The organism is Bradyrhizobium sp. CAR08, from assembly GCF_052871955.1.
Genome location: NZ_JBIXJX010000003.1, coordinates 186,685 through 201,163 on the forward strand (window position 1 = coordinate 186,685; position 14,479 = coordinate 201,163).

19 protein-coding genes and 1 tRNA gene are annotated in these 14,479 nt (G+C 62.0%); 11 read left to right on the forward strand and 9 right to left on the reverse strand.

The genetic code is table 11. From position 1 onward, the window contains the following. Nucleotides 1–82 precede the first annotated feature (82 nt). Complete coding sequence (locus ACIPUD_RS08340; RefSeq protein ID WP_247474992.1) at nucleotides 83–493, forward strand: hypothetical protein; 411 nt, start codon at nucleotides 83–85, stop codon at nucleotides 491–493. 1 nt (nucleotide 494) lies between these two features. Here the strand turns inward: ACIPUD_RS08340 and rplT are convergent, their stop codons facing one another. Then, on the reverse strand, nucleotides 495–854 hold the full coding sequence (gene rplT, locus ACIPUD_RS08345; RefSeq protein WP_007598538.1) for a 50S ribosomal protein L20: 360 nt from the start codon (nucleotides 852–854) through the stop codon (nucleotides 495–497). A gap of 81 nt (nucleotides 855–935) precedes the next feature. After that, a complete protein-coding gene (gene rpmI, locus ACIPUD_RS08350; protein WP_007598540.1) occupies nucleotides 936–1,136 on the reverse strand; it encodes a 50S ribosomal protein L35 in 201 nt (66 codons plus the stop codon). Between the two features lie 270 nt (nucleotides 1,137–1,406). On the opposite strand from rpmI, the gene ACIPUD_RS08355 reads away from it, so the two are divergent. Beyond that, entirely contained in the window at nucleotides 1,407–1,811 is a 405-nt protein-coding gene (locus ACIPUD_RS08355; protein ID WP_026233012.1) for a hypothetical protein, read from the forward strand. 117 nt (nucleotides 1,812–1,928) lie between these two features. On the opposite strand, the gene infC is transcribed toward ACIPUD_RS08355, so the two are convergent. After that, entirely contained in the window at nucleotides 1,929–2,468 is a 540-nt protein-coding gene (gene infC / locus ACIPUD_RS08360; protein WP_085349942.1) for a translation initiation factor IF-3, read from the reverse strand. A gap of 249 nt (nucleotides 2,469–2,717) precedes the next feature. Between infC and ACIPUD_RS08365 the strand changes: the two genes are divergently transcribed. Next, the gene (locus ACIPUD_RS08365) at nucleotides 2,718–3,530 is read left to right on the forward strand and encodes an alpha/beta hydrolase (RefSeq protein ID WP_247474994.1); all 813 of its coding nucleotides are present in this window, start codon (nucleotides 2,718–2,720) and stop codon (nucleotides 3,528–3,530) included. Nucleotides 3,531–3,674: 144 nt separating this feature from the next. After that, the gene (locus ACIPUD_RS08370) at nucleotides 3,675–4,142 is read left to right on the forward strand and encodes a nuclear transport factor 2 family protein (RefSeq protein WP_018455732.1); all 468 of its coding nucleotides are present in this window, start codon (nucleotides 3,675–3,677) and stop codon (nucleotides 4,140–4,142) included. Nucleotides 4,143–4,159: 17 nt separating this feature from the next. On the opposite strand, the gene ACIPUD_RS08375 is transcribed toward ACIPUD_RS08370, so the two are convergent. The 3 genes from ACIPUD_RS08375 to ACIPUD_RS08385 form a co-directional block, all read right to left on the reverse strand. Beyond that, nucleotides 4,160–4,957 (reverse strand): acyl-CoA thioesterase domain-containing protein, encoded by a 798-nt coding sequence (locus ACIPUD_RS08375; protein WP_085349918.1) that lies wholly within the window; start codon nucleotides 4,955–4,957, stop codon nucleotides 4,160–4,162. 200 nt (nucleotides 4,958–5,157) lie between these two features. Next, nucleotides 5,158–6,348: a tRNA epoxyqueuosine(34) reductase QueG gene (queG, locus tag ACIPUD_RS08380; protein ID WP_018455734.1), complete on the reverse strand. Its 1,191-nt coding sequence runs from the start codon at nucleotides 6,346–6,348 to the stop codon at nucleotides 5,158–5,160. Next, nucleotides 6,297–6,989 carry a glutathione S-transferase family protein gene (locus ACIPUD_RS08385; RefSeq protein WP_018455735.1) on the reverse strand — a complete coding sequence of 231 codons (693 nt, stop codon included), beginning with the start codon at nucleotides 6,987–6,989 and terminating at the stop codon, nucleotides 6,297–6,299. The genes queG and ACIPUD_RS08385 overlap by 52 nt, the downstream gene beginning before the upstream one ends. A 170-nt stretch (nucleotides 6,990–7,159) precedes the next feature. Between ACIPUD_RS08385 and ACIPUD_RS08390 the strand changes: the two genes are divergently transcribed. Continuing rightward, nucleotides 7,160–7,966 (forward strand): undecaprenyl-diphosphate phosphatase, encoded by an 807-nt coding sequence (locus tag ACIPUD_RS08390; RefSeq protein ID WP_026233013.1) that lies wholly within the window; start codon nucleotides 7,160–7,162, stop codon nucleotides 7,964–7,966. A 33-nt stretch (nucleotides 7,967–7,999) separates the two neighbouring features. Here ACIPUD_RS08390 and ACIPUD_RS08395 read toward each other — a convergent pair whose 3' ends face one another. After that, nucleotides 8,000–8,965 carry a complex I NDUFA9 subunit family protein gene (locus ACIPUD_RS08395; RefSeq protein ID WP_446480369.1) on the reverse strand — a complete coding sequence of 322 codons (966 nt, stop codon included), beginning with the start codon at nucleotides 8,963–8,965 and terminating at the stop codon, nucleotides 8,000–8,002. 163 nt (nucleotides 8,966–9,128) lie between these two features. Here ACIPUD_RS08395 and ACIPUD_RS08400 point away from each other — a divergent pair. From ACIPUD_RS08400 to ACIPUD_RS08420, 5 genes are all read left to right on the forward strand, one after another. After that, nucleotides 9,129–9,215, forward strand: a tRNA-Leu gene (locus ACIPUD_RS08400). Nucleotides 9,216–9,303: 88 nt separating this feature from the next. Continuing rightward, nucleotides 9,304–10,962, forward strand: coding sequence for a tyrosine-type recombinase/integrase (locus ACIPUD_RS08405; RefSeq protein ID WP_446480370.1), 1,659 nt, complete (start codon nucleotides 9,304–9,306; stop codon nucleotides 10,960–10,962). A gap of 537 nt (nucleotides 10,963–11,499) precedes the next feature. Next, nucleotides 11,500–11,817, forward strand: a complete 318-nt coding sequence (locus ACIPUD_RS08410) for a PilZ domain-containing protein (protein ID WP_446480371.1) — start codon at nucleotides 11,500–11,502, stop codon at nucleotides 11,815–11,817. Nucleotides 11,818–11,895: 78 nt separating this feature from the next. Further along, nucleotides 11,896–12,291 (forward strand): response regulator, encoded by a 396-nt coding sequence (locus tag ACIPUD_RS08415; protein WP_446480372.1) that lies wholly within the window; start codon nucleotides 11,896–11,898, stop codon nucleotides 12,289–12,291. A 9-nt stretch (nucleotides 12,292–12,300) separates the two neighbouring features. Then, nucleotides 12,301–12,699 (forward strand): response regulator, encoded by a 399-nt coding sequence (locus ACIPUD_RS08420; protein WP_446480373.1) that lies wholly within the window; start codon nucleotides 12,301–12,303, stop codon nucleotides 12,697–12,699. Nucleotides 12,700–12,899: 200 nt separating this feature from the next. On the opposite strand, the gene ACIPUD_RS08425 is transcribed toward ACIPUD_RS08420, so the two are convergent. Then, entirely contained in the window at nucleotides 12,900–13,325 is a 426-nt protein-coding gene (locus ACIPUD_RS08425) for a hypothetical protein (protein ID WP_446480374.1), read from the reverse strand. Nucleotides 13,326–13,444: 119 nt separating this feature from the next. Between ACIPUD_RS08425 and ACIPUD_RS08430 the strand changes: the two genes are divergently transcribed. Then, nucleotides 13,445–13,681, forward strand: a complete 237-nt coding sequence (locus ACIPUD_RS08430; protein WP_446480375.1) for a helix-turn-helix domain-containing protein — start codon at nucleotides 13,445–13,447, stop codon at nucleotides 13,679–13,681. Between the two features lie 112 nt (nucleotides 13,682–13,793). On the opposite strand, the gene ACIPUD_RS08435 is transcribed toward ACIPUD_RS08430, so the two are convergent. After that, nucleotides 13,794–14,099, reverse strand: coding sequence for a hypothetical protein (locus tag ACIPUD_RS08435; protein WP_446480376.1), 306 nt, complete (start codon nucleotides 14,097–14,099; stop codon nucleotides 13,794–13,796). Nucleotides 14,100–14,479: the final 380 nt, after the last annotated feature.

Below are 14,479 nucleotides of genomic sequence, written 5' to 3' on the forward strand. Positions count from 1 at the left end.
CCGGTCATTCGGGCTGACGAGCGGCTGGGTTGAACCTCGCGCGGGAGGCTGGCACCAAGGAGGATACGAGGAGACTTTCGCGATGCTCTCAAGATCCGGTCTGGCTGCTCTCGCCGTCGTTCTCTTGGTCGCGAGCACCCCGGCGCGCGCCATGGTCTGCATGGAGAAGTCCATGACGCTGGACGAGGTCGTCGACACCATCGGTGCCCAGAAGGGCTGCGAAAGCGCGATGAAGGTGTTTCAGGATTGCCAATTGACCGCGAGCGGCGATGTCCAGCTCGGCGCCGCCGTCGAGAAGAAATGCGAGGCGGACTTCATGCCCGGCCTCAACACGGTGCGGAAACAGGCTTACCAACGCGAGATGCGCGTGTGCGACCGGAAGTACCGGAATAAATCCGGCACCATGTATCTGTCGTTCACGGCATTCTGCCGGGCGGAGGTCGCCCGGCGCTACTCGCAACGCGCGCTGAAGGCCGGCGGAGCCGGCCGCTAGCTCAGGCCGCCAGAGCGGCCTTGGCCTTCTCGGCGATCGCCTGGAACGACGCGGGCTCGTTGATCGCGAGATCCGACAGCACCTTGCGGTCCACGGTGATCCCGGACTTGGCCATGCCATCGATAAAGCGGCTGTAGGTCAGGCCGAACGGACGCACGGCGGCGTTGATGCGCTGGATCCAGAGGGCGCGGAACGTCCGCTTCTTGCGCTTGCGATCACGGAAGGCATAGACGAGAGCCTTCTCGACCGCCGGCTTGGCGGTGCGGATCGTGTTCTTGCGGCGGCCGCGGAAACCCTTGGCGGCCTTGTAGACTTTCTTGTGCTTGGCGTGGGCGGTCACACCGCGTTTGACGCGAGCCATGACAAAAATCCTTCGAAAGATGACTTGATGTTCGGATCGCCGCGAAAGCTGCGGCGCGGGTGGCAATGATCGTGGACGCGATCAGGCGTTCGGCAAGAAGTACTTCTTGACGTTGTCGCCGTCGGTCTTGAACAGCACGGCGGTGCCGCGCAGCTGCCGGATCTGCTTCTTCGTCCGCTTGATCATGCCGTGACGCTTGCTGCGATGAGCGAACATCACTTTGCCGGTGGCAGTCACCTTGAAGCGCTTTTTAGCGCCCGATTTGGTCTTCAGCTTGGGCATTTGGCTCTCCTAATGGCCATAGAAATCCGCCCGCAAAGGCGGCTGGCCGTCAAAATGCTCGTTAGAGCGTTGATTGTGCTCAGGTTTTACGAACAAGCGCGAAACCCGCACGGACACCGCCACGGCAGCCCTTAATCAGCCGGGCAATGAAGGCTGGGCTTATGACAGAGGACGGGCGAATTGGCAACGATGAACCGGTGGAACCTAGCCGGCGACTATCCGGAATTGCTAACCTCATGTCCGAGCCGTGTGACCCGGAGCAGGACCAGAATGCCCCCTTTTTCCCAAACGCTGTCGTCCTTGACTGATGTCGCTCGTCCGCGCTGCCTGGCGCTGTTGGCCGTGCTCGCCATGGCCGCGTTTCCGTCGAGTGCCAATGCGCGCATCCGCGGCTATGACGGCGTCTGGAACGTCACCTTCGCCACCACCCGCGGCAATTGCAGCTCGGGCTACAGCGTCCCCTTCACCGTCACCGGCAGCCGAGTGTCGTCCGCCGGCGGCGGTCGGGTCTCCGGCAGGGTCAATCGCAGCGGTACCGTCGCGGTCCAGGTCTCGGTCGGGGCCTCCCATGCCAGCGGCGGCGGCCGCCTCGCTGGCGTGAACGGCGCCGGTTCGTGGAGGGGTATCATCTCCGGCGATCAGTGCAGCGGCACCTGGCATGCGACGAGGACGTAATTATCGCCTCCAGAGGACGGTGCGCTCTCTCTTGCGCAAGCGGGAGAGGCAAAAAAACAAACCGGCCCGCCGGAGATCCGGACGGGTCGTTGAATTCTTCAGCCTAAAGAACCAGCGTCAGCGCGGCGCCAGCACCATGACGACCTGACGGCCCTCGAACCGCGCGTCCTGCTCCACCTTGGCGAGCTCGGCGACGTCGGTCTTGATCTTGTCGAGCAGCTTGGTGCCGATCTCCTGGTGCGCCATTTCGCGGCCACGATAGCGCAGGGTGATCTTGACCTTGTCGCCTTCTTCGAAGAACCGCTGCATGGCGCGCATCTTCACTTCGTAATCGTGGTCGTCGATCATCGGGCGGAGCTTGATCTCCTTGATCTCGACGATCTTCTGCCGCTTGCGGGCTTCGGCGGCTTTTTTCTGCGCGGAATACTTATACTTCCCGTAGTCCATGATCTTGCAGACGGGAGGGCTGACGTTCGGCGAGATCTCGACCAAATCCATGCCGGCTTCCTGGGCCAAGCGGATAGCCGCGACGGTCTCGATGGTGCCCTTGTTGTCACCGGTCTGATCGATCAGCTGGATCTGCGCATTGCGAATATCGTCATTGATGCGCGGCCCGTCTTTGGCGGCAGTGGGCGGGGCTTTATTTGGACGGCGAATGGGTGGTTCTCCAAAGTTATGAAAAGAGGCGGCTATTTTGCAGGAAGATACGGTTGCCGGCAAGCAATCGCTCGTGCGGCGGTCGAAAAAGCCTCAAATGCGAGGCATTTTGGCCACGGCGGGGCACGCAGAGGGACATAGACACCTTGCTTCTGTTCCGCAAGCGTCCCAAAGGGCCAATGACGACGTCCGGCTGCGCTGCGGAGCACGTCCGGACAGCTCAAACCGCACAGCCAGAGTAAACGTTCCATGAATCACCCAATTCCCGATGCCGTGCTCGACTTCATCGATGTGGGCGAAGGCCCGTCCGCACGCCGGATCGCGGTGCGCCGCCGCGCGGCCCAAGAATCAAGTCAAGGACCTGGGCTGGTCTGGCTCGGCGGTTTCAAGTCGGACATGCAGGGCAGCAAGGCCGTGGCGCTGGACGAATGGGCCCGGGATCACGGCCGCGCCGTGGTCCGGTTCGATTATTCCGGCCACGGCGAATCCGGTGGCGATTTCGTCGACGGAACCATCGGGCGCTGGCTCGAGGAAAGCGTCGCGGTATTCGAGCGGTTCTGCGACGGCCCGCAAATCCTGATCGGCTCGTCCATGGGCGGCTGGATGGCGCTGCTGCTCGCGCGCGAGATCAAAAAGCGGCAAAAGAAACTGCAAGCCAAAGCCTCGCTGGCGGGCCTGGTGCTGATCGCGCCGGCGCCCGATTTCACCGAGGAGCTGATGTGGAAGAATTTTCCGGCCGCGGTGAAGAAAGAAATCGAGACCAAAGGCGTCTGGCTGAGACCCTCGAACTATGGCGACGGCTTGCCCTATCCGATCACGCGGAATCTAATCGAGGAGGGACGCAACCACCTCCTGCTCGGCAGCGCCATCGATCTCGGCTGTCCCGTCCGCATCCTGCAAGGTGCGCAGGATCCTGACGTGCCCTGGCAGCACGCGTTCGCCCTGACCCATCGCCTGCCGGCCGACGACGTCGTGCTGACCATGATCCAGGACGGCGATCACCGCCTCTCGCGCCCGCAGGACATCGCCCGCATTCTTGCCGCCGTGGCCGAGATCGGGTGAAATCGTCACCTAGCACTCGGTGTCATCGCCCGACTTGATCGGGCGATGCAGTATTCCAGAGGCGCTCGTGCTCAAGCCGAGAAGCCGCGGCGTACTGGATGCCCCGGTCGGGGCATGACTGAGAATGGGAGGGGAGAATCGCCGATGACCACCACCGCCATGCTGCGCGCCTTCTGCGACGCCGTCGAACAACGCAACGGAAAAGCCTTTGCGGATCTCTTCACCGAGGACGGCGTCTATCACGACGTGTTCTATGGCGCCTTCGCCGGCCGCGAGAAGATCGCCGCGATGATCGACGACTGGTTCTATCGCACGGCGACCGACTTTCGCTGGGACATGCACGACCCGGTGTCGAACGGCACCACGCTCTATGCGCGCTACACGTTCAGCTATCGCTCGATCTTGCCGGAGGCTGATGGCGCGCGGGCGATGTTCGAGGGCGTGGCGATCATGACGCTCCGGGACGGAAGGATCGTCAGCTATCACGAGGTCGCCAACACCGCGCCGGCGTTTGTCGATTTGAAGTTTGCGCCGGAACGGATTGCGAAGATCGTCGCCAGACAGGGCGCGGAGCTCAAGGCGCGGCCGGAGATGAAGCGACATTTGGGTTAGCCGTCGTTCTTGCGCACCTACCGCTTCGACGGATTTACCATCGGCTTGCGCTGCGCCAGCGCCGCGACAGTGGCGGTGCCGATCGGGCCCTGCTCGTCATAGAGCCAGCATTCGCCGATCGCCACACCGTCGGTGGCCTGGTGGTTCACCACCTCGAAGCCGATCCAGTTCGTCACCGGCAGGCGGTGCAGATAGATCGTGACGTCGCTGTTGATGTAGCCGAGCCCCTTGTCGCCGGCGTTCGCGAACGGACTGGCGAAGTCCGCGCCGGTGGCGACATGGACGAACGGCGTCATCGGCACGCCCGCGACCAGCTCGCGCACCTCGCTCATCCAGAGCTTTCGTGGCCCGAGCGAGCCCATGTGACCGACGATCGGTCGCGTGGTCCATTTGCCGTTCATGCCGAGCCTGGGATCGGTCGGCTTGGGAATGTCGGCCGGCTTCGGCACGTCCCAGTTCGGCGGCGACCAGACATTGCCGTCGGGATTCTGCGTTCGCCGTAACAGCTGGGACGAGGCGCGCGCCATGCCGATGCCGCCGGAAAAGAACTCTGCTTCCACGACGCGGATGCGCATCCCGTCGCGCACCAGCCGTGTCGTCACCTCGATCGGCTTGTCGATGGTGGGCAGCCGAAACATATCGACGGTCAGCCGCGCCGGCACGAATTCAGGACCGGAATGGCGCTCCTCGATGGCGAAGCCGAGCAGGCCGACGATGACGCGTCCGTGCAGCGATGTCGGATCCCACGGCCCATTGGCGACTTCCGTCGGGTGGAATGTGTCGCCGTCGCGGGTGAAGAAAGGCATGTTTGTCATGACGCGCGAGCTTGGAGGAACGTGCGGGGAAATCAAGATGCTCAATCCTCGTGGTGAGGAGGCGCGAAGCGCTCTTACCACAACAACGGTGTCATCGTCCGGCTTGACCGGGCGATCCAGTACTCCGCGGCGCTCGTGATTGAATCGATAGGCCGCGGCGTACTGGATGCCCCGGTCAAGCCGGGGCATGACACCGAGGATTAGGAAGCGAGCTCCCACTCCTCGCGCACGCCGTCATCACGCTCGCGCGCTATGGCGGTTGCTCTCATCGTTTCGAACTCATCCCGCGGCACCAACTGCCCCAGCGCCCATACCGCAGCCCCGCGTACCAGCGCGCTCTCATCCTCCAGCAATCGCCGCGCCTCGTCCGCCAGTGCCGCATCACCGGAGTTGCCGATCGCGATCAGCACGTTGCGCAAAAAGCGGTCGCGGCCGATGCGTTTCACCGGCGATTTGGTGAACAGCGCGCGAAACGCAGCGTCGTCGAGCCGTGCGAGCTCGGCAAGACCTGGCGCGCGCAAAGCGTCACGTGCGGCGAGCTTGGCCTCACGGCCCTCCTGCGCGAACTTGTTCCAGGGACAGGCGGCGAGGCAATCGTCGCAACCATAGATGCGGTTGCCGATGCTTTTACGAAATTCGCGCGGGATCGGGCCCTTGTTCTCGATGGTGAGATACGAGATGCAGCGCCGCGCATCGAGCCTGTAGGGCGCGGGAAAGGCCGCGGTCGGGCAGATGTCGAGGCACGCCCGGCACGAGCCGCAATGATCGATCTCGGCGTCGTCGCGCGGCAGTTCCAGCGTGGTGTAGATCGCGCCGAGAAACAGCCATGAGCCGAATTCGCGCGAGACCAGATTGGTATGCTTGCCCTGCCAGCCCAGATGCGCGGCTTGCGCCAGCGGTTTCTCCATCACGGCCGCAGTGTCGACGAATACTTTCACTTCGCAAGGCTTCACCTCACAAGTTGCGGTCGCGACCAGCCATCGCGCCAGTGCCTTCAGGCGCTTCTTGATGAGGTCGTGATAGTCGTCGCCCTGCGCATAGACCGAGATCGCCGCGCGCGTGCGCTGTTGCAGGATCGCGAGCGGATCCTGGTCGGGGCCGTAATTGACGCCGAGCATGATGACGCTGCGCACGTCCTGCCACAGCCCGCGGGGATCGACCCGGCGCTCCGGCTGCGCGGCGAGCCAGTCCATGTCGCCATGGCCGCCGGATGCGATGAATTCGAGAAAGTGTTTTCCGGCGCTTTCGATCGTGCCGGGCTCCGTAATGCCGATGCAGTCGAAGCCGAGCGCACGTGCTTCGTTTGCCAGCGCCGTCTTCAGTTCGGTCGGATCGGAGTTCAGAAGTCCAGGTCCACGTAGGTCCGCGACGCCGGCACGCCCGCCAGCCATTCGCTCAACAGCGGACGGAACGACGGGCGGGATTTCACCCGTGCGTACCAGGCCTTTGCCGCGTCGTCCTCGCTCCATGGCACGTCGCCCAGATAGTCGATCGCCGAGAGGTGCGCCGCGGCGGCGAGATCCGCGTAGGTGAGCCGGTCGCCGGCGAGGAAATTACGCGTCTGCGCCAGCCAGCCGATATAGGCCAGATGATAGCGCACGTTTGCCTTGGCGGCGCGCATCACGTCGGCCGAGGGCGGGCCCCCGCCGTTGTCCTCGCTCATGAAGCGCTTGTAGATGCGCTCGGTGACGAGCGGGTGGGAGACTTCCTCGAAAAACTTTTCGTTGAACCAGGCCATCAGCCGGCGGACCTCGACGCGCTCGCCGATCGTGTCCGGCATCAGGCGCTTAAGTCCCATCTCGGAGCCATAGGCCTCGTCGACATATTCGGCGACGATCGCCGCGCCCGGGATCGGCGGCTGCTCGTCGTCCACCAGGACGGGCGTCGTGCCCGCCGCATTGAGCAGCAGAAATGCTTCGCGCCGCTCCCAGCTGCGCTCTTCGATCAGCTTCAGCTCAAGCCCGTATTCTCCCGCGATCAGGCGGATGAACCGCGAATGCGGACAGAACGGATGATGAAACAGCGTAAACATGAAGCCTTTGACTATGTGATGGTGCTTAAGAATCCATCAATGTTTTGTGCGGCGCCACACTAGTCATTCAAAACCGCGAAGCAAGGGCGCGACGCCGCATTTTGCGATTGCAGCAAGGGAGCGGATGGGCGAGAAGAGCCCCGCTTTTCCAGCCGAAATGGACCGTAAATATGTCAGATGCAATACGGGCAGTGATCCTCGGCATCATCGAGGGTGTGACCGAGTTCCTTCCCGTGTCCTCGACCGGCCATTTGCTGCTTGCTGAGCGCTTTTTCCATCTCGGCGAAGGCGCGTTCTGGGATTCGTTTACGGTCCTGATCCAGCTCGGCGCGATCCTCGCGATCGTCGTGTTGTACTTCAAGAAATTGTGGGACGTCGCGATCGGGATGTTCACGGGTGACGTCTATGCACGCCGCTTCGTGATCGGCGTGCTGGTGGCGTTCCTTCCCGCCGTCATCGTCGGTCTCGTCGGCGGCAAATACATCAAGAGTCTGCTGTTCAATCCCTGGGTGGTGTGCTTCTCGCTGATCGTCGGCGGCGCCATCCTGCTCTGGGTCGACAAGCTCGATCTCAAGGCGCGCGAGCATGACGCCACCCGGTTTCCGCTGCTGATGTATCTTTACATCGGTATCGCGCAGTGTCTGGCGATGATCCCGGGCGTGTCGCGCTCCGGCGCAACCATTGTCTCCGCCATGCTGCTCGGGGCCGATAAGCGCGCGGCGGCGGAGTTCTCGTTCTTCCTCGCCATTCCCACCATGATCGGCGCGTTCGCCTACGATTTCTACAAGAACCGCTCCGAGATGACGATGGACCACATGGGCATCGTCGCGATCGGCTTCGTGGTGTCGTTCGTCACCGCCATCATCGTGGTGAAGACGTTCCTGGAATACGTCACCCGCCACGGCTTCGTGGTGTTCGCCTGGTGGCGCGTGATCGTCGGCACCCTCGGCCTGATCGCGCTGGCACTGGGGCGGTAACCCCGAACTTCAAACAATTGACTGCGGGGATGGTTACGCGCTCTTGCGCTGGAATTGCCCGGCGGCGCGGAAACGCCAGAGATATTGCGGGGCGATCGCTTCAAGCGAGTCGGGCGCGATGCCGAGGCCTTCCAGCGTTAGCCCAGCGGCCTTCGCCGCGTCCGACACGACATTGTCGCGCGCGAGCAGCGTGACCTGGTCCGGCGTCAGCTTCAGCGCGCCCGGCGCGAATTGCAGGAAGTTGGCCTTGAAGCGGGCGAGGCCAAACGGCAGCGGCATCAGCATCGGCTTGCGATCGGCAATCGCGAGAATGGCCTCGATGATCTCGCGCATGGTCAGGACTTCCGGGCCGCCGAGCTCGTAGGTCGCGCCCGCCTTGGCCTTGCCGTCGACGGCATCCGCGACCGCGGTGGCGACGTCGCCGACATAGACCGGCTGCATCTTCGTGTCGCCGCCGATCAGCGGCAGCACCGGCGACATCCGCGCCAGCGCCGCGAAGCGGTTGGTGAATTGGTCCTCGGGGCCGAACATCACGGAGGGGCGGAAGATCGTCGCCGACGGCACCGCGGCCAGGACCGCGGCTTCTCCGGCCGCCTTGGCCCTGGCATAGCGCGAGGGCGATTCCGCGTCGGCGCCGATCGCCGAGACATGGATCAGCTGTGCCCCGGCGGCCGCGGCCGCCTTGGCGACGGTCTCGGCGCCCTTGGCCTGGACGGCGTCAAAACTCTGCGCGCCACCCTCGGCGAGGATGCCGACCAGATTGATCACGATCTGCGAATCACGCAGTGCCGCCTCAATCGAGGCCGGATAACGGACATTCGCCTGCACGGTGTGGACCTGCCCGACCTTGCCGGAGGGCTGGAGGTACCCGGCCAGCTCCGGCCGCCGCACCGCGACCCGGACCCGGTAGTCGCGCCGGCACAGCGCGCGGACGACATTCCGGCCCAAAAACCCCGATCCGCCGAAAACCGTGACGAGCGTGTCCAGATTCGATGCCATGGGATCCATTCCTGGGGTCCATATCCTGCGGGAAGAGTGCGTCTCGTCAGGCTTGTATCGGGCCGGTTTGCGATGCGCAATCCGCATCCCGAAGCGGGGTTCAAGCATGAATTGACAACCGCGTCACCGAACCGTAGTAACCGCCTCCGTGCCTAACCGGCATGCCCAGGTGGTGGAATTGGTAGACGCGCTGGCTTCAGGTGCCAGTGGCTTAACGGCCGTGAAGGTTCGAGTCCTTTCCTGGGCACCATACAGTTCTGGATATCAAACAAATCCAGATAGATAAGCCCAATCAGAGTGTTGCGTTGGCCCCGACTGTGTAACAATGGGGTGTAACATTGCTGTTCAGGGTTGTTCGGCCGATGCGCCGGGACGGGTCTCGCTTTCCTCTTTTCGTGCAGCGCATTCCAGCCGACGTTCGCGACGAGGCGATAGGCAATACGCTCGCCATTCCTCTCGGTGATGGCTTCGTGTTTGTGACCCCGGGCGAGGGCGCACAGACGATTAGATTCTCGCTCCGCACCACAGACCCCAGCGAAATAAAGACTCGTCAGGCGGCTGCTGCGGCCTTTCTAGAGTCGGTGTGGAAGTCGCTCCGGAGTGACGCTCCCGCGCATCTGACCCACCGGCAGGCCACGGCCTTGGCAGGCGAACTCTATCGCGTTTGGGCGGATAGCGAGAACCGCGCCCGGAGTGTTGCCATGGTCCACACGCCCGGTGTCGGCTGGGCGCCGGACAGTGAGAGCCACGACGAACACGAAGCTCACTGGGCGGCCGTGACGGAAATGTGGGAGGGGGTCGGCGGTGATGGTGAGGCCAAGAAGTTAGAGAAGGCGCTCGGGCCCATTGTAGACCGCCTCTTGCTGACCAAAGGCATCCGCCGAGTGGCCAGCGAATCGCGCGCTCTCTTGCTCACTGCCTTCTGGATCGCACTGCGCGACGCCTTCGCAAGCCGGCACCGCAATGCTGGCGGAGACTATTCGCCCGACCCCAAAGCCGCTCGCTTCCCAGAATGGCAGACGGCCGGAGATGTACCGAAGGAAAAGCAAAAGCGGGGCGCCTCCAAGAATTCCCTCACCGGGTTAGTCGAGGATTGGTGGGAGGAAGCGAAACGGGCCGGTCGCAAGCAGAGCACCTATGAGAGTTATCGCAACTCGATGGGCCGCCTCGTGACATTCCTAAAGCATGACACTGCGAGCCGGGTGACGCCTGAAGACATCGTTCGCTTCAAGGACTATCGCGTGCAGAGCGGTGTGAGCCCGAAGACGGTGAAGGATAGCGACCTCGCCGGGATGAAGACGGTGTTTGGATGGGCGGTGGTCAATCGTCGGCTGCCCAGCAATCCGGCCGAAGGGATCACCATTAAGATCGGCAAGTCCCGCAAGCTCCGGTCCAAGGGGTTTTACGATTCGGAAGCTACCGCCATCCTGAAGCATGCCCGCGAGTTCGTGCCCGGCCGGGAAGCCCCGAAGCTAGCGGCAGCCAAGCGGTGGGTGCCCTGGCTGTGTGCCTTCACGGGAGCCCGCGTGGGCGAGATGATCCAGATTCGCAAGGAGGACATTCGGCGCGAGGGGAAGCTCTGGGTGCTGCATGTGACGCCCGAGGCTGGGCCGGTGAAGACGGATGAAGCGCGTGATGTCGTGCTCCATCGGCAGGTCATTGAGGAAGGCTTCTTGGAATTCTTTGAGAAGTCGAAGGGCGGTCATCTCTTCATCGATCCCAAGGCCGGTGAGTTAGGCGTGCGCAACGCGGTGAAAACGGCGCGGAACAAGGTCAATGAATTCGTGCGAGAGGTGGTGAAGGATAAGAACGTTGATCCTAGCCACGGCTGGCGGCACCGCTTCAAGACGGTCGGCATCGATCAAGGCGTCGAGATGCGCGTGCTAGATGCTATACAGGGGCATGCGCCACGCAATGTCTCGGAGGGCTACGGAGACGTGACTATTAAGGCGAAGGCGAACGCTATTGCCAAGTTTCCCACCATCGAGGTCGCATAAGGTACCGTTAGCCGACAAAAACCGTAACGGTCCCGGGGACTGCTTCGGGTCAGGCGGTGACAGCCGAACCGTCAAGTTATGGCCGTCTCAAGTGAATGATATTGGACGAGTTGGTTGGATGAGGTGGCGACGCTTCTCGGACCTGCGCACGGTAGGCCTTGTCGAAATAGTCCAAGGCGAGGATATGCATGGCCCTCGCTTTTTCAGAGTCGGGTTCTGACAGTGCCATCCGAGACGCAATTTCGGCTTGCTTCAAATAGTACTCAGCGGTCGGCACGATGATTCCCCCAGCAACGCCCCTTAACACCCCAAATTGCAACTTGTTCCCGCGATAAATTTCCGCGTGGCGGGCTTACCTATTCCGCGAGCAGTCTTAGGGAGTCGTCGGCGCAACAGCATTCAAGTGGGCCGAAAGCAATTAAGACTTTGCGGAGATGCTCCGGTTCGGGGGCGGTGTTTGCTTTTTTTTCCCGAATTTGGTTACGAGCTCTTAGTCGATTTCATATTAGGACTACGAAAACGATCTGAGTACCGGCAATGACAAAAGAAACGGAACAGGAGGGACGACGCGTCACCTTCGAGCATGCGCTCCCCGCGCATATGATGGCGATCGACGGCACTTGGCGGCGCTCATGCACCATCAAGGATGTGTCAGAAGCCAACGCGACACTTCAAGTTGATACTTCGATCGAAGGCTTGGCTCTTTCCGAGTTCTTCTTGCTGCTGTCCTGCACGGGCCTTGCCTATCGTCGTTGTCAGCTCGACCGCGTCAACGGCGAGGAGATTTCGGTGAGTTTCCTGCGGCAGAAAGCCAAGGGGAACAAAAAACGGGCGCCATCGACTGGGCCAACATAATCTTCTGTTCCCTTGCGGAACTTTTTCCCTCTGTCCACTTTGTAACGTCCAGGCAGAGTGGGAGTTTGGAAGGGGGAGTTGGTGGAATTACCGACTGTACTTGTCGTCGAGGACGATGAAGCAGTTCAAGGTGTGGTCGCGGACGTGTTGAACGAGGGCGGCTTCGAGCCAGCGACTGCGCGAACGGGCGAGGAAGCGGTTACACTGCTGAAAGGGCGTCAGACCCACTACAGCGCCCTCGTCACAGATATCAATTTGCTAGGTCGGTTTAATGGTTGGGACGTCGCTCGCGCCGCCCGCGAAGTCGATCCAAATTTCCCGGTGGTGTACATGACAGACGCTGCGGCGGACGAGTGGGCCATCCAAGGCGTTCCGAACAGCATCCTTCTTCGAAAGCCCTTTGCGCCCGCGCAAATCGTAACAGCCGTCTCGCAGCTTTTGAATGTCGGCTCAATGCCGGTGTCCGGCAACTGAGAGCCCACCGTGGACCGTCCAGCATCGATACTCCTGGTCGAAGATGAAGCGATAATTCGCATGATGCTCGTCGAGATGATCGAGGAGCTTGGACACAAGGTTGTCGTCGAAGCGGGGCATCTGGATCAGGCGCGATCGTTCGCTGAAACCGAGCAATACGATTTTGCCATTCTCGACATCAATTTGCAGGGCTTCAATGTTCAACCAGTTGCCGAGGCGATTGCGGCCCGGGGACGCCCGTTCTTTTTTCTGAGCGGTTATGGTTCGGGTGGCGTGCCGGAGCAATTCAAGGACAGACCCGTGTTGCATAAGCCCTGCGCGATCGAAATGCTAAACCGGACCATCGACGCGGTCTGGCCGAAGCGGCAGTCTGATGAGGCTCAAGACAAAGGCGGCGAAGAGTTGTAAATGCATCGAGCCTAGAGGCGGCTTGCCGCCCAAGCCGTTGCGGGCACGGGGCTCGGTGTGGTTTTCACGCCGGGCCTCGATTTCCGTTTGCTGCTCAGCCCGCGTGGGCAGTGTTTGGTCCGCTTTGGGTTACAAGCGGCTTTGTCACATTGAGCAGAGATGCTCCAGTTTGTCCCCGCAAGCCAGTATCGATTTAGCTCCTAACGCGTGTTGGCATATTCCGTTGCTGCCGTTTTGCAGGCCGCCATCTTTGAGCAGGCCAGCACGGCGCCATCACGGAGGGCGCCCTCGTACGAATCGTCTTTGTGGTTCGCGTGAAGATAGGCCCCGAGCAAAGCCGCAGCGGCTAGGATCACAACATAACGAATTTGCTCAACGAACCGATGCACTCGTTGGTCCTTCTTGAGGCGCTCACCAGCGTAGATGAACAGGGCAATCGCGCTGACACCCGCGAGCGTTATCCGAGGCGTCTCCGGGACACCCAGCGCTGCCATCGCCTCGCACTCGGCCCAGACGCTCAGCGCGACAAATCCCCAGAGCGTCGCGTAGAAGCTAAGGATATCGAAAAGGTCCTTGATGGGCTCGGGCTCGCGGTCGCTCGGGGCCGTGGTCTCAGTGCTTGTCATTCTTGCATTCCCTCCTGAAAGGACGGTCGCAATTGTAGACGATAGTCCTCATGCCTCAATGGAAAAATGGGACTCATAGTCCGTAGACCAGGAGTCATCATGACGGCCTTCTCCCATGGATGGACGACGAGACAGGCATCGTTGACGTGGTGGCGGCGGCCGTGCGGAAGGCCCGCAAGGGGCTCGGGCTGTCCCAGGAGGATCTAGCCTTAGAGGCCGGCTTAGACCGCACCTATGTCAGTCAGGTCGAGCGTGGCACCCGTAACTGCACCATCATCGTCCTGGCCCGCTTGGCGCGTGCTCTGAAGACTACCCCGGACCGACTGCTCGTCCCCCATAAGAGGGCCCGGGGGTAGTATCAACCTTGCCCGGAATCAGGTCGATCATATTGAGCACTGATCCCGGGTGCTTGGTGGTGGCCTCCTAGGGTCGGCGATCCGCTTGCGCAGTCCCCGCCTCATTGCGTCTTTAGGAGGGGGGCTTCAGGGGGCGCCCGTCGAGGAGAGCGAATGCCTGGGCTATACGGCGACGTAGCTCCTCGGGTGTCACATTGAAGTCGACCTTATCGGCATTCTGGCAGAGCAGCCGGCATGCGAGATCGATGGCGTCATCACGGTCCAAGTAGGGAGACTTCGTTGGCTTGCCTTCCAGGGTAAGGTCGGAGCTTGGCCGGTGCGCCTCGCGGTCGGGTATGTCCGCACGCCGCAGGTAGTAGTGGTTCTCCCCGCCAGAGGTCTGATAGCCAGCTTGGGTGTCAGCGATCAGGCGCAGCAAGGGCACTTTGTAGTCCTGCCCAGCGATGCACCACCGGAGGTGCGGGTAATCCTTCCGGCTCGGTTGATCCATGTTCTTACGGTTCAGCCCGAACGAGCCCCCTGGGAGGAGTAGCAGGCGGGCTGCGACTACCGTCTCGGGGTCTACATGCCGGGGACTCCGGAGGACGCCTTCGGGCCCGGTGTCTTTCACCTGAATCCCTAGCTCCGGCGTAAGCGCTAAGATGGACCCCTGCGGCAGGCCAACCCAAAGTAAGGCGGGGTCGGGCCTGGGCCTCGATGGGTCCGCCCAATGAGCTTGGGCTTGGTCGAGATAGGTGCACAGCGCCTCATATCCCTCCTTCGACATCGGCGGATAGGCAGGCATGCGGGGTCGTTCCG

Coding starts and splice junctions, on each gene's coding strand:
- ACIPUD_RS08340 (WP_247474992.1), top strand. CDS start 83: ATGCTCTCAAGATCCGGTCTGGCTGCTCTCGCCGTCGTTCTCTTGGTC.
- rplT (WP_007598538.1), bottom strand. CDS start 854: ATGGCTCGCGTCAAACGCGGTGTGACCGCCCACGCCAAGCACAAGAAA.
- rpmI (WP_007598540.1), bottom strand. CDS start 1,136: ATGCCCAAGCTGAAGACCAAATCGGGCGCTAAAAAGCGCTTCAAGGTG.
- ACIPUD_RS08355 (WP_026233012.1), top strand. CDS start 1,407: ATGCCCCCTTTTTCCCAAACGCTGTCGTCCTTGACTGATGTCGCTCGT.
- ACIPUD_RS08365 (WP_247474994.1), top strand. CDS start 2,718: ATGAATCACCCAATTCCCGATGCCGTGCTCGACTTCATCGATGTGGGC.
- ACIPUD_RS08370 (WP_018455732.1), top strand. CDS start 3,675: ATGACCACCACCGCCATGCTGCGCGCCTTCTGCGACGCCGTCGAACAA.
- ACIPUD_RS08375 (WP_085349918.1), bottom strand. CDS start 4,957: ATGACAAACATGCCTTTCTTCACCCGCGACGGCGACACATTCCACCCG.
- queG (WP_018455734.1), bottom strand. CDS start 6,348: ATGGCTGGCGGGCGTGCCGGCGTCGCGGACCTACGTGGACCTGGACTT.
- ACIPUD_RS08385 (WP_018455735.1), bottom strand. CDS start 6,989: ATGTTTACGCTGTTTCATCATCCGTTCTGTCCGCATTCGCGGTTCATC.
- ACIPUD_RS08390 (WP_026233013.1), top strand. CDS start 7,160: ATGTCAGATGCAATACGGGCAGTGATCCTCGGCATCATCGAGGGTGTG.
- ACIPUD_RS08395 (WP_446480369.1), bottom strand. CDS start 8,965: ATGGCATCGAATCTGGACACGCTCGTCACGGTTTTCGGCGGATCGGGG.
- ACIPUD_RS08410 (WP_446480371.1), top strand. CDS start 11,500: ATGACAAAAGAAACGGAACAGGAGGGACGACGCGTCACCTTCGAGCAT.
- ACIPUD_RS08425 (WP_446480374.1), bottom strand. CDS start 13,325: ATGACAAGCACTGAGACCACGGCCCCGAGCGACCGCGAGCCCGAGCCC.
- ACIPUD_RS08430 (WP_446480375.1), top strand. CDS start 13,445: ATGGACGACGAGACAGGCATCGTTGACGTGGTGGCGGCGGCCGTGCGG.